Raw genomic sequence first — 12,787 nt, 5'->3', positions numbered from 1 at the left:
GGTGGTGCGGCCGACGCACGCGGGTCGGTCCGCAGCCGCCAGTCAGTCGACGGCCGCGAGCGCCTCGCGAAGTTCGTCGCGGGCGACTCTGGTCTCGGCCAGTTCGCGGGCCAGCGACCCGTCTTCGAGCCGCTCGCGCTCCCCGTCGCCGAGTCGGTCGAGCACGTGCGCGGCCTCGCGCAGGTCGCCGTAGCGCTCGGCGTCGCGGGCCGCGTCGCGTACCTCGCGCAGGCGAGCCACCGTCTCGTCCGGCGCGAACCCGCCGAGGACGCGCTGGTACTCCTTGGCCCGGAACTCCACCTCCGAGGCGGGTCGCGGGGGCCACGCGAACGTCAGCGGCTCGCCGTCGAGTCGGTCGAGGTAGCTCCGGTTGGTGGCGACGTGTCGCTGGAGTTCGTGTGGCGCCTCGACGTAGTGGCCCAGCTTCTGGTTGGAGTAGTCGGCGTACTCGAGCAGTGTCGTCACCGGCTCCTCGCCCACCTCGCTCTCGCGGACGTACTCCAGCAGGCGGGTCGGCGGGGCGCGGAAGTCGACGAACGGCCGGTCGGCGGCCTCGTCGACCAGCGAGAGGAGTTCGCGGGCCGACTTCTCCCGGCGGAACTGCTTGAACGCCTCGCGGACCGACGCGTTGTACGCCTCGACGGGCTCGCGCAACTCCTCGACGGGCACGTCGAGGTCCGTCGCGCCCAGTGCGAGCAGTCCCTCGAGTTCCTCGCAGCGCTCGTCCAGTTCGTCGGCGCGCTGGCGGGCCTCGTGTCGACGCTCGCCGAACCGCTCGCGTGCCTCGCGGTAGCGGTCCAGCAGCGTGGCAGCCTCGCGGGCGGGGGCGAGCGCCTCGCGGGCCGCCTCGAAGTCCTCCTCGGTGAGCCGGGACTTCTGGAACGTCTCGTCGGCGGCCTCGAACGCCTCGCGCTCGGGCAGGTCGTCGTCCAGCCCCTCGACGAACTCGACGAACGCGTCCTGGAACTCAACGAAACCGGCGAAGTCGTCGTAGTCTGTGGCCCGGTCCTCGTAGCGGTCGAGCAGTCGCTCGGCGCCGCGGTAGGCGTCGGCCAGCCGTTCGAGGCGGGTCTCGCCGCGCTCCTTGACGCGGGCTTCGAGGTCGGCGCGTCGCTCGCCGGCCTCGCGCAGGTCGGCGGCGAGGTCGCTCACGTCCGGCGCGGTGGCGTGCTCACTCGTAGACATCGTCGGGGTCGAACACCTTCTCGCCGACCGTCTCGCCGTCGACGGTCCGGTAGAAACACGAGCGGTAGCCGGTGTGACAGGCGCCGCCGTCCTGTTCGACGAGGTAGAGCAGGGTGTCGCCGTCGCAGTCCACCCGGACCTCCTCGACGGCCTGCGTGTGCCCCGAACTCGCGCCCTTGTGCCAGAGCTCCTCGCGCGAGCGGGAGTAGTAGTGCGCCTCGCCCGTCTCGCGGGTCCGGGCGAGCGCCTCGCGGTTCACGTAGGCGAGCATCAGCACCTCGCCGCTCTCGGCGTCCTGCGCGACGGCCGGGAGGAGTCCCTGCTCGTCGAACGCGAGGTCGACGCCCGTCTCGGTGGCCTCGCCCGCGTGCGTCTCGGTCATTGGCGGGGAGAGGCGGGCGTGGCCGATAGGCCTTTTGTCGGCTACGCCCCGCCGTCTCCGGCCTCGGGCGTGGCGTCCAGCACCATCGCCCCACCGAGGTTGAACGCCAGCACGCCGAAGCCGACGACGAGCAGGGAGATTGCGAACCGGAGGTCAGACGGGACGTGGAGCGACGGCGAGATGCCGAGCGTCGCGGCGAGCGTCAGCGTCCCGGCGAACGCGCCGCTCCAGCGAGCGACCGACCAGCCACCGCTCGAGGCCCCCATCGGCGAGTCGAGGTGCCGGAGCGTCAGCGCGACGCCACCACCCCAGCAGCCCCCCGTCACGACGGCGAGGGCGAGGTCGGCGACGAGCAGTTCGTGGAGGCCGACCGCCACCGCGAGGCCGACGACGACCCCGACGAGGCGGCGAGGACCGGGCGAGGAGAGGGTGACCATGGGTCACGTGCTCGGGCGGCGGCAAAGAGCGTTCGGCCCGCGACTACGGCACCAGTCCGGTCGCCTGCAACAGGACGAACAGCACGTCGCCGTAGGTCAGCGCCAGCACCAGTCCCACGAACATCGGGACGATGAACGGGATGCCCGGCGTTATCCACACCTCGTCCTCGTGGGCGACCACGTCGAGGCCCCCGCGGAGTTTGGTCGGCGTGGTGCCGTAGGCGGTGCCGTCGATGTCCTCGAGGAACGCCTCGGCACCCCACCAGTCGACGCGGGTGACGGCGGGCGTTCCCTCGCCTCGCTCGCTTCGCTCACTGGGCTCACCACCGATGGACTCACTCCGTTCGTCCATCGAGGATCGCGAACCGCCGGTCCGCTCACCCCCGTCTGCGATGGGTGCCCCGTCCTCCACCGCGCCGTCGCCCGGGTCCCCGAACGTCTCCGGGAGCGAGCGGGGGTCGCGGTACCGTTCGGGGTCGGCGCGCACCTCCGAGAGCGTCAGCCCCCGCCAGCGGAGGTACATCCGGAGCGCGTCGATGTCCAGTCCCGACCGGGTGTAGCCGTCGGGCGTCTCCAGCAGGCTCCCGTAGGCGGTGGCGAGTCGCGGGACGGCCACCGGCGTCCCGATGACCATCGGGAGCCCGACCTTCCCGGAGAGGAGGTTCCGGACCGAGAGCGCGACGGGGTAGAGCACCCCCGCGATGACGGTGTTCGAGAAGACCGTGAGCGAGAACACTCCGAGCGTGGCGTCGTGTATCGGGAGCGCCGCGTCCGGCAGGAAGTAGACCGGGTAGAGTGGGAACAGCAGCGCGAGCACGAGGACGGCCTTCGCGTCGGCGCCGCCGAAGCCGCCGATACGGTAGAAGATGTAGCCCAGCGGGGCGACCATCGCGACGCTCACCCCGACGCGGAGGTAGACGAGTTGGCGGTCGAACGGGTCGGCGGGGAGCCCGGTCGAGAAGTCGAGCGCGAGGGTGAGGACGCCGAGGGCGGCGAGGGGGACCCAGAGCCGGTTCGGGACCCGCCGGGTCCGGACGTCACGGTAGGCAGCCCACGCGAACGCGGGGACGGCGAGCAGCCGCAGGAGATCGGCGGTGGACGACCGGAGCAGCGCGTCGAGCAACACGCCGTCGTATGTTCAGTCCGTGGGGATAGTGGTTTCGAGGGAGTTGGAGCGCGGACCCACCCGCCCTCGTCCGCTGGTGCCTGTTCCCCGCGAGTCTCCCGTGGTCGATTCCACGGCGGAGAAAAAACTTTACGTCTCACAGGTACGTCTTGACACGGCATGAACCGACCGATGACGACGTTGGACTTCCTCGACAGGGGGGTAGACGTCTACGGCGACGCCGTCGGCGTGATCGCCCACGACGGGACCGAGTACACCTACGCCGAGTTCGGCGAGCGCGTCGACCGTGCGGCGGCGGCGCTCTCGGAGCTCGGCATCGAGGCGGGCGACCGCGTGGCGCTGCTCTCGCCGAACACCCACTGGTTCCTGGAGACGCTGTTCGCGGTCAACGTCCTCGGGGCCATCTCGGTCCCGCTCAACTACCGACTCATCGCCGAGGACTACGAGTACATCCTCGACGACTGTGGGGCCCGGGCGGTCGTCGCCGACCACGAGTACGCCGAGAAGGTCGAGGAGATCCGCGGCGAGGTCCCCGCCACGGCGTTCGTCGCCAACCCGGCCGACCGCGTCGACGGCGACTGGCTCGACTACGAGTCACTCCTGGAGGGGGCCGACCCCGACGCGGTGGAGCGAGCCGACGTCTCCGAGGACGACCCCGCGACCATCAACTACACGAGCGGGACGACCGGCGACCCGAAGGGCGTGGTCCGGACCCACCGCACGGAACACTGGCACGCGCTGGTCGCCGCGCACCACACCGACATCACCGACGACGACGCCTACCTCTGGACGCTCCCGATGTTCCACGTCAACGGGTGGGGCTACCCCTACATCATCACCGGCGTCGGCGGGACGCACGTCTGCCAGCGCCACTTCGACGCCGGAGGCGCCTTCGAGCGCATCCACGCCCACGACGTGACCTACCTCTGTGGCGCACCGACGGTCCTCGAGTCGATGATCGACCACTACAAGTCCCACGACATCGCGGCGACCGGGGACAAGCCGGTCAGGATCGCGACCGCGGCCAGCCCGCCGCCCGAGGCCACCATCCGGACCGTCGAGGACGAACTCGGCTGGAACATCCTGCACGTCTACGGGCTGACCGAGACCGGCCCGCTGATCACGACGAGCAACTCGCCGCGGCGGATCGAGAGCGAGGGTCGCTTCACGGTCAAGACCCGGCAGGGCCACGCCATGCTCGGGACCGAGGTGCGCGTCGTCGACGCGGACGGCGAGGACGTCCCGCGCGACGACGAGACGATGGGCGAGATCGTCGTCCGCGGCAACCAGGTCATGGACCGCTACTGGAACAAGCCCGAGCGGACCCACGAAGCATTCAACGACCGGGTGGAGGGGTGGTTCCACACCGGCGACTTCGCCACCATGGACGAACGCGAGATGATCTCCATCAAGGACCGCAAGAAGGACGTCATCATCAGCGGCGGCGAGAACATCTCCAGCGTCGAGGTCGAGAACGCCCTCTACGACCATCCCGACGTCGAGCGCGTCGCCGTCATCGGCGTCCCCCACGAGAAGTGGGGTGAGACCCCCAAGGCCATCGTCGTGGCCGCCGACGGCGCCGACCTCACCGAGGAGGGGGTCGTCGAGTTCGCCCGCGACAACCTCGCGCACTTCAAGTGCCCGACCGTGGTCGAGTTCGTCGACGGCCTCCCCGAGACGTCCACGGGGAAGATCCGCAAGGTCGAACTCCGGGAGGCACACGGCGACCCCGTCGCGTGACACCGTCCGTTCCGGTTCGCCCGTCGCCCTCGACCGCTTCGGTCCCGCCGGCTACGTGTCGGCCACGTGGGGCTCCAGTGCGGCCACGCACGGCTCGAACATCTCCGTCACGTCCCGGTCGTTCTCGGTCGCCGGCTGCCACTCCTCGGGTGTGAAGACGCCACTCAGCTCGTGGACGGACGCGGTGTCGACGCCGCGGTACCGACACACCGCCCAGATCGCCGCGGACTCCATGTCCAGCGTGAGGACGCCGTCGTCGCCGTACGCGCTGATCTCGGGGACGGTCTCGCGGTAGAAGGCGCTCGTCGTCCACGTCGGCCCGCGGCGCGTGTCGAAGCCCGCCGCCGAGAGGGCGTCGTCCAGACCGTCGACGAGCGACGCCGTCGGTGTCACCGCCTCCCCGTCGGGGACGTAGTGGTAGGAGACCCCCTCGTCACGGATGGCGTCGGTGGGGAGGATGGCCGCACCGGCTGGGATGTCCGTTCGCAGTCCCGCGCCACCACCCAGCAGGATGACGGCCTCGGCACCCGCTGCGACGACGTTCTCCGTGACCATCGCCGAGATGGGCGCAGCGGTTCCCCACTCGTGGACGGGGACGTACCCGACCGTCTCCGTCACCGGGTACAGGTGCTGCGAACGGACGATCTCGACCGGCGAGTCGGCCCGCTGTTCGACGAACTCGGTGAGTTTCGGCTGGTAGCCGAGGATCACGGCTGGCGGAACGTCCGGGAGTCCCTCACGCCCCATCCCGACCACCTCCGTCGGTGAGAACACGGCGTCGGCGTCGTACTTGTCCTCGTAGTTGGGAATCACGACCCCGCGTTCGGTTCGCCCCGTCAAAGTCCTTCTCCGCCCTCGTGGTGCGACTTCCGGGGGACCAGCGACCCGACCGACCACGCTTATACTCGCCCACCGGCTAGCCCCGCTATGGACCTCACAGACGCCGCCCTCGTCCTCGTCGACATCCAGCGGGGGTTCGACGACCCGGCGTGGGGTGAGCGCAACAACCCCGAGGCCGAGGCGCGGGCCGCGGCGGTGCTCGCGGCGTTCCGCGAGGCCGACCGACCGGTGTTCCACGTCCACCACCACTCCACCGAGGAGGGGTCGCCGCTCCGGCCCGATACGGACCACGGGACCGAGCCGAAGCCGGAGTGTGCGCCCCGCGAGGGCGAAGCCGTCCTCACCAAGCGGGTCAACAGCGCGTTCGTCGGGACGGACCTCGAGAACCGCCTCCACCGGGCGGACGTGGGGACGGTGGTGCTCGTGGGGCTGACGACGGACCACTGCGTCTCGACGACCGCGCGGATGGCCGAGAACCTCGGGTTCGACGTGGTCGTGGTGCGCGACGCGATGGCGACGTTCGACCGCTCGTTCGACGGCGAGCGGATCGACGCCGAGACCTCACACCGGGTGGCGCTGGCGCACCTCTCGGGGGAGTTCGCGACGGTGGCGACGGCGGCCGACGTCCGGAGCGCGCTCGAGGCCGTCGCTACGGGCTGACGACGGGGGTCGTGACACGCGATACCGCACCACGGCGGGGCGAAAACCGGCGAGGGTTTCCGATGGTTTATCCGGCGTGACCGCGTATACACTTCCATGAGCGAAGAGGAACAGGGCCGCCGGAACCTCCGGATGCCCAACGACGACGAGCTGTTCGGTGTGGTGACAGAGCACAACGGTGGGAACCACGTCCGCGTGCAGTGTGAGGACGGCAAGAACCGGATGGGCCGCATCCCCGGCCGCATGAAGTACCGCACCTGGATCAACGAGGGCGACGTGGTCATCATCGAGCCGTGGGACTGGCAGGACGAGAAGGGCAACATCGAGTGGCGCTACACCGGCCAGGACGCGGACCAGCTCCGACGCGAAGGCCACATCCAGTAGAGCCGACCGTTTCTCTTACTCCCGCGCCGCCAGCATCGCGGCCTCGAGCGCTCCCGCGAGCGTCTCCGCCCGGTCGCGTGACTTCGCCTCGGCGTACACCCGCACCAGCGGTTCGGTCCCCGAGGGGCGCGCGAGCACCCACGCGTCGCCGAAGTCGAGTCGGTAGCCGTCGATGGTGTTCAGCTCGGCGTCCGCGTCGGCCGCGTGTGCCTCGGCGGCCCCGAGCATCGCGGCGCGTTCCTCCACGTCGTCGTAGTGGAGGTTGAGCCGGACGTTCTCGTAGCCGGTGTGGGGTTCGACCACCTCGCTGGCGGGGCGGTCGGCCAGCAGTTCGAGGAACCGGGCGGCGGTGTAGGCGCCGTCGCGGGTGAGCCGGTAGGGCGGGAACAGCACCCCGCCGTTGCCCTCGCCGGCGACCGGGACCGAGCGCCCCTCGGCACGCAACTCGCGGATGCGCGTGACGATGTGGGTCGACCCGATGGGCGTGAGTTTGAGGTCTGCGCCACACTCCTCGGCCACGTCGACGAGCCGCTGGGAGACGTTCACCGCCGAGACGGTGGCGTCGCCCGGTTCGAGGTTGGCGGCGGCGAGCGCCGCGAGCGTGGCGTCCCCCTCGAGGTAGCTCCCCGTCTCGTCGAAGAACACCGCACGGTCCGCGTCGCCGTCGTGGGCGATACCCACGTCCGCGCCGGCCGCACGGACGAGGGCGCCGAGGTCCGGGAGGTTCGCGGCGACGGGCTCCGGGTCGCGGCCGGGGAAGTGGCCGTCGGGCTGGGCGTTGACGGTGACGACGCGACAGCCGAGTCGGCGGAAGAAGTCGGGAGAGGTGAGCGCACCCGCGCCGTGGCCGGGGTCCAGCGCCACGGTCAGGTCGGCGTCGGCGATGCGTTCGCGGTCGACCGAACGGAGCAGTTCGTCGACGTAGCGTCGCCGGGCGCCGTCGACCCGTTCGACCTCGCCGACCGTGGCCCAGTCGACCCGATCGTCGCTGGCGGCGGTGTCGGCGTGACCGGCGAGGAGTCGCTCCTCGACGCGTTCGAGTGCGGCCCGCGAGAGTTCACAGCCGTCGGCGCCGACGAGTTTCACGCCGTTGTACGCCGGCGGGTTGTGGCTCGCCGTCACCATCATCGCGGGGACGGCCTCGGCGTCGCAGTAGGCCTGCAGGCCGGGGGTGGGGATCACGTCGAGTCGTCGCACGTCACAGCCGACGGCGGCGAGGCCGGCGGCGGCGGCGTCGGTCAGCATCGGGCCGGTCCGTCTGGTGTCGCGGCCGAGCGCCACCACGCGCTCGCCGTCCGCCCGGAACGTCGCGCCCGCCGCCCGAGCCACGCGCGTGACGAACTCGGGCGTCATCTCCTCCCCGACGACCCCACGGACGCCGCTGGACCCGAATATCTCCATCGAGCGTCGGTGGGTTCGGCACGCTGAAAGCCGTTCCGGACGGCAGGGAAGGAGGCGAAGAGTGGAGGGCCGAAGCGGGGGAGGGCGGCCCCCGGTTCGCACCCGAACCGATGGACGGCAGGCCCTTGCCTTCATCTCTCGAAGAGCGTTCGGTGCCCCGAACGGTCGTTCGCACCCTCGGACACGTCCGAGGAGGGAAAACGCCTATGCCGCGTCCGCTGCCACGTCGTCGGTATGGACCCGGAGACGACGAACACGCGACGGGCGTCCGTGGCCGAGCGTCGCGGGGACGTGCTGACCGCGCTCGCCGCCGGCCCTCTCGACCAGCGTGACCTCCGTGACGCCGTCTCCGTCTCACGGTCGACCGTCTACAAGGCGCTCCGGGAGCTGGAGGCCGCGGACCTCGTCCGCGAGGGCGACGGCGGCCGCTACCACCTCACCCAGTACGGCCGGCTCCTCCGGCGCCAGCACGACGACTACGTCGCCCGGCGGGACCAGCTGGCGGCAGCCGCACCCGTGCTGAACGAACTGCCGGAGTCGCTGCTGGTCCCGCTGGCGTTCGCCGAGCGGGGCCGCGTCTACACGGCCGACCGCTACGCCCCCGAGCGGCCGTTCGCCCAGATGGAGCGCATCTCGGAGGCCTCGTACGACTACCGCTGTCTCTCGCCCATCGCCGTCCCGCGGTACATGCAGCAGATACACGAGCGCGTCGAGGACGACGGCCTCGACGTCGAACTGCTCGTCGAGCGCCCGGCCGTCGAACCGCTCCGCTCGTACGCCCGGTTCGACGACGCCGTCGACGACCCCGACTTCTCGCTGCGGGCGACCGACGGCGAACTCCCGTTCGGCCTGCTCGTCACCGAGGACACGGGGCTGGCGTGCCTGTTCACCTACGGCGACGGCGGCTCGCTCCGTGGGATGCTCGTGAGCGGGGCGCCCGCGGCCTACGACTGGGCCGTCCGGCAGTACGACCGGTTCCGAGAGGACGCCGAGGCCGTCACGAGCGACGCCTGAGCGGCACCGTCGCTCACGCGCCGCCCCTACCGCTTCTTCCGTCCGCCGGTTCAGCGCGCGTGGACGACGAACGCGAACTCGCGGCCCAGTTCGTGGTCGCTCGCCGGGCCCGACCCCGTGACTGCCAGCCGGATCCAGAGCCGTGCGAGGTCCTCGAGCGATGGGGCCGCGCTGCCGTCGCCGGCGTCCAGTGGGTGGAACCCGAGGTCCGCGGCCAGTCCGATGACCGTCTCCTTCGCGGCCACGTCCTCGCCGGCGACGAGCATCGTCGCCGCCACCCCGTCGAAGTCGGGGTCGGTCATCACCTCCGCGCCGAGGGTGTTGAACGCCTTCACGACACGCGCGTCGGGCGCGAGTCGGGAGACGACGTCATACTGGCTCTCCTCGCCCGCGGTCGGGTAGCGGTTCGTCGGGTCCACGAGGACGCCGTCGTAGTCGAGGCCGTCGAGGATGGCCGTGACGCTGTCGGCGGGGACCCCGAGGACGAGGACGGGAGCCTCGGCGGCCCACGCGACGGGACCGGCCTCGCTCCCCGCGACCGACGCGACGAGTTCCCGGACGTCCTCCCGGTCGGGGAGGCGGGTGCCGAACCGGACGGTGTGTCCCGCCCGCGTGAACCCGGTCCCCAGCGCGCGCCCGACGCTCCCTGTGCCGACGATGCCGATCTCCATGCCGGGCTGAACGTCGTTCCGAGAGATAACTCGCACTGTCGACAGCACGGTGGGCGGGGGTGGGACTCGGTCGGAGGTGGCCGGTAGGCCTTTGCCCCACCGTACTGGACGCCAGAGCATGAGCGCCGAGAAGGACATCACCCTCGACGAGAAACGGGTGTACGGGGCGAAGCAGGCCGAGACGGAGCTGTTCGTCGCCTGCGGGGTCGGGCTCCTTCGCGTATCGGTATCGGACGCGCTGGTCGGCGAGTTCGGCCTCGTCCACCGTGGCGACGTGCGAGACGTGGCCGCCAGCGACGGCGTCCTCGTCGTCGCGACCGACGAGGACGTGCTGCTCGGGGTCGCCGACGGCGCGGAGGGGGACGTGACGTTCGAGGCCACCGGCTTCGGTCCCGCGGTGGCCGTCTCCGCCCGTGGTGGCCCGACGGCCAGCGACGGGGGCCGTATCGCCCGGTACGTCGACGGGGCGTGGGAGACGACGGCCGAACTCGGGGGCGTCAGAGCGCTCGACGCGGACCTCGTGGCTGCCGCGGGGGGCGTCCACCGCCTCGACGGGACGCCGCTCGGATTGCCGGGCGCCCGCGACGTCGACGCCGCCGGAACGCCGCTGGCCGCCACAGACGACGGCCTCTACTACCTCGGCAACGGCTGGATGCGTGCCGTCGAGTCGGCGGCGGGTGGGTTCCGCGTGGTCTCGAGCGACGATACCGGCGAGCGGGCACACGCGGCGGGGGAGGTACTGTACGAGCGGGGCGGCGAGGGACTGGACGCGGACTGGACGCCGGTCGACGTGCCCGGCGAGGTCGTCGACATCGCCCACGCCGAGACGACCTACGCCGTCACCCGCGAGGGGACACTCTGGGCGTTCGACCCCGCCGAGTCGGTGTGGCGCGACCGGACGCTGGGGATGCCCGACGTGCGGGCGCTGGCGGTGGTGCCACGGACGGCGTAGCCCGACCACTCGCTTCTTGTCGCTCGGCCCGGAACGACCGGGCATGATAGACCTGCGCTCGGACACGGTGACCCAGCCGGACGAGGCGATGCGCGAGGCGGCCCGCGACGCCGAGGTGGGCGACGACGTCTACGGCGAGGATCCGACGGTGAACGAACTCGAACGTCGGGCGGCCGACCTCGTCGGGATGGAGGCGGCCCTCTACGTCCCGACGGGGACGATGGGGAACCAGATCGCGGTGCGGACCCACACGAACCGGGGGGCCGAACTGCTCTGCGAGCGCGAGAGCCACGTCTACAAGTGGGAACTCGGCGGCATCGCCCAGCACTCGGGCGTGCAGGCCCGGACCATCGACGGGGGCGAGCGCGGCGTCGTCGAACCCGAGGCGGTCCACGAGGGCTACGTCGAACACAGCGACCACCGGCCCGGGACCGAGTTGCTCTGTCTCGAGAACACGCACAACTCGAAGGGCGGGACGGCCATCGCGGCCGACCACATTGACGACGCCGCGGCGGCGGCCCACGAACACGACGTGGCGGTCCACCTCGACGGGGCGCGGCTGTTCAACGCCGCCGTCGCACTCGACGTGCCGGCCGAGCGCCTCACCCGCGAGGTGGACTCGGTGATGTTCTGTCTCTCGAAGGGGCTGGGGGCACCCGTCGGGTCGATGCTCGCGGGGAGCGAGGCGTTCGTCGAGCGGGCACACCGCAACCGGAAACTGTTCGGCGGCGGGATGCGGCAGGCGGGGATAATCGCCGCGCCCGGCCTGCTGGCGCTGGAGAACCGCGAGCGCCTGCACGAGGACCACGAGAACGCCGCGCGACTGGCAGCGGGCCTGGACGGCATCGACAGCCTGACCGCGCACGACCCGGAGACGAACATCGTACTGGTCGACCTCGACGAGCCAGCGGCGTCGTTCCTCGAACGCTGTGAGGACGAGGGGGTGCTCGGGGTCCCGTTCGACGACCGGCAGGTGCGATTCTGCACGCACTGGGACGTGAGCGAGGAGGACGTGGAGGCGGCGGTGGAGGCAGTCGAGCGGGCGGTCTGAGCGGTCCGGGTCAGTCGAGCGCGAGGAACCGGTCGGCCGCCCCCCGGAACAGCGCCTCGAACGCCCCCTCGCTCAGGTCACGCGAGAGCAGGTGGGACCGCTCGTCGGCGTACTCGTGGGGGATGTTCGGGTAGTCAGACCCATACATCACGCGGCCGGCGAACTCCTCGAACACGTCGTCTGGCACCGTCGCCGGGTCGAACCCCATCGACTCCGGGGCGGCGGTGGACATCGCGAAGCAGGTGTCGAGGTAGGCGTTCTCGTGGTCCCGCAGGACGTCGAAGAACTGCTCGTGCTCGAACGTCCCCATGTGCGCCGAGCAGGCCCGGACCGTGGGGTAGGACTCGCAGAAGGTGCGGAACTGGTCGACGCCGACGTGCGGTGAGTCCTCGAACATCGGCGCGGTGCCGGCGTGGAAGAGGACGGGCCGGTCGTACTCGGCGGCGAGTTCGAACGCCGGGTCGAGACGCGGGTCCGCGGGGCCGCACTCCTGCACCGGGCACTGGAACTTGAGGCCGCGCGCGCCCGCCTCGAAGGCGTCGCGGACCACCTCGCCCACCCTGTCCTCGCCGTGGACGGTGGCGAACGGGACGCACATCTCGGACTCGGCGGCGCGGGCGAGCACCCAGTCGTTCAGGTCGGCGGCGATGCCGGGCTTGTGGGCGTACGGGAGCGCACAGTAGCGCGCGACGCCGTGGCCCCGGAGGAACCCCTCCATCGACTCGCGGTCGACGGGGTGCGGGAACTCCCACCCGGCGACGTCGTGGAGCGAGTCGCGGATGGCCGCCATCAGTCGGGCGGGCATCAGGTGGACGTGGCAGTCGGTGGCACCGCGGAATCGGGAGTCCACGGTGTCGGGCGTGTCGGGGACGACCGCCTCGTTCGGGTCCGGCTGTGGGGCCGCGTCGTGGGGTTCCGGGTCGGCCTCCGGTGTCATCGTCGGG

The 12,787-nt window shown here is 71.4% G+C and carries 14 protein-coding genes; 6 read left to right on the top strand and 8 right to left on the bottom strand.

The annotated features are described in order from the left end of the window. Positions 1–42 precede the first annotated feature (42 nt). Genes N0B31_RS18055 through N0B31_RS18040 form a run of 4 tightly spaced genes read right to left on the bottom strand, consistent with a single transcriptional unit; the run spans position 43 to position 3,130 of the window. Positions 43–1,185, bottom strand: a complete 1,143-nt coding sequence (locus tag N0B31_RS18055; RefSeq protein ID WP_260593007.1) for a DUF7118 family protein — start codon at positions 1,183–1,185, stop codon at positions 43–45. Then, positions 1,172–1,567 (bottom strand): phosphoribosyl-AMP cyclohydrolase, encoded by a 396-nt coding sequence (hisI, locus tag N0B31_RS18050; protein WP_260593006.1) that lies wholly within the window; start codon positions 1,565–1,567, stop codon positions 1,172–1,174. Before hisI ends, N0B31_RS18055 begins: the two co-directional genes overlap by 14 nt. 41 nt (positions 1,568–1,608) lie before the next feature. Then, a complete protein-coding gene (locus N0B31_RS18045) occupies positions 1,609–2,004 on the bottom strand; it encodes a hypothetical protein (RefSeq protein WP_260593005.1) in 396 nt (131 codons plus the stop codon). Between the two features lie 43 nt (positions 2,005–2,047). Further along, positions 2,048–3,130, bottom strand: coding sequence for an A24 family peptidase (locus tag N0B31_RS18040; protein ID WP_260593004.1), 1,083 nt, complete (start codon positions 3,128–3,130; stop codon positions 2,048–2,050). A 159-nt stretch (positions 3,131–3,289) separates the two neighbouring features. On the opposite strand from N0B31_RS18040, the gene N0B31_RS18035 reads away from it, so the two are divergent. Beyond that, a complete protein-coding gene (locus N0B31_RS18035; protein WP_260593003.1) occupies positions 3,290–4,870 on the top strand; it encodes a long-chain-fatty-acid--CoA ligase in 1,581 nt (526 codons plus the stop codon). Positions 4,871–4,921: 51 nt separating this feature from the next. Here the strand turns inward: N0B31_RS18035 and N0B31_RS18030 are convergent, their stop codons facing one another. Further along, entirely contained in the window at positions 4,922–5,683 is a 762-nt protein-coding gene (locus tag N0B31_RS18030) for a phosphorylase family protein (protein ID WP_260593002.1), read from the bottom strand. 114 nt (positions 5,684–5,797) lie between these two features. Between N0B31_RS18030 and N0B31_RS18025 the strand changes: the two genes are divergently transcribed. Continuing rightward, positions 5,798–6,370 (top strand): cysteine hydrolase family protein, encoded by a 573-nt coding sequence (locus tag N0B31_RS18025; protein WP_260593001.1) that lies wholly within the window; start codon positions 5,798–5,800, stop codon positions 6,368–6,370. Between the two features lie 96 nt (positions 6,371–6,466). Then, a complete protein-coding gene (gene eif1A / locus N0B31_RS18020) occupies positions 6,467–6,754 on the top strand; it encodes a translation initiation factor eIF-1A (protein WP_368389199.1) in 288 nt (95 codons plus the stop codon). A gap of 15 nt (positions 6,755–6,769) precedes the next feature. Here eif1A and glmM read toward each other — a convergent pair whose 3' ends face one another. Continuing rightward, complete coding sequence (gene glmM / locus N0B31_RS18015) at positions 6,770–8,155, bottom strand: phosphoglucosamine mutase (protein WP_260593000.1); 1,386 nt, start codon at positions 8,153–8,155, stop codon at positions 6,770–6,772. Between the two features lie 234 nt (positions 8,156–8,389). Here glmM and N0B31_RS18010 point away from each other — a divergent pair, with 234 nt between their 5' ends. After that, a complete protein-coding gene (locus N0B31_RS18010; protein WP_260592999.1) occupies positions 8,390–9,169 on the top strand; it encodes a helix-turn-helix transcriptional regulator in 780 nt (259 codons plus the stop codon). Positions 9,170–9,219: 50 nt separating this feature from the next. On the opposite strand, the gene N0B31_RS18005 is transcribed toward N0B31_RS18010, so the two are convergent. Next, entirely contained in the window at positions 9,220–9,840 is a 621-nt protein-coding gene (locus N0B31_RS18005) for an NADPH-dependent F420 reductase (RefSeq protein WP_260592998.1), read from the bottom strand. Between the two features lie 118 nt (positions 9,841–9,958). On the opposite strand from N0B31_RS18005, the gene N0B31_RS18000 reads away from it, so the two are divergent. Further along, the gene (locus N0B31_RS18000; protein WP_260592997.1) at positions 9,959–10,792 is read left to right on the top strand and encodes an HVO_0234 family beta-propeller protein; all 834 of its coding nucleotides are present in this window, start codon (positions 9,959–9,961) and stop codon (positions 10,790–10,792) included. 43 nt (positions 10,793–10,835) lie between these two features. Then, the gene (locus N0B31_RS17995) at positions 10,836–11,843 is read left to right on the top strand and encodes a threonine aldolase family protein (RefSeq protein WP_260592996.1); all 1,008 of its coding nucleotides are present in this window, start codon (positions 10,836–10,838) and stop codon (positions 11,841–11,843) included. A gap of 10 nt (positions 11,844–11,853) precedes the next feature. Here N0B31_RS17995 and N0B31_RS17990 read toward each other — a convergent pair whose 3' ends face one another. After that, positions 11,854–12,780 (bottom strand): amidohydrolase family protein, encoded by a 927-nt coding sequence (locus N0B31_RS17990; RefSeq protein ID WP_260592995.1) that lies wholly within the window; start codon positions 12,778–12,780, stop codon positions 11,854–11,856. Positions 12,781–12,787 lie beyond the last annotated feature (7 nt).

Origin of the sequence: Salinirubellus salinus, assembly GCF_025231485.1 — an archaeon.
GTDB classification, from domain to species: Archaea; Halobacteriota; Halobacteria; order Halobacteriales; family Haloarculaceae; genus Salinirubellus; species Salinirubellus salinus.
The sequence above is the reverse complement of the archived record's forward strand: the minus strand, read 5'-3'. Positions and strand labels throughout refer to the sequence as shown.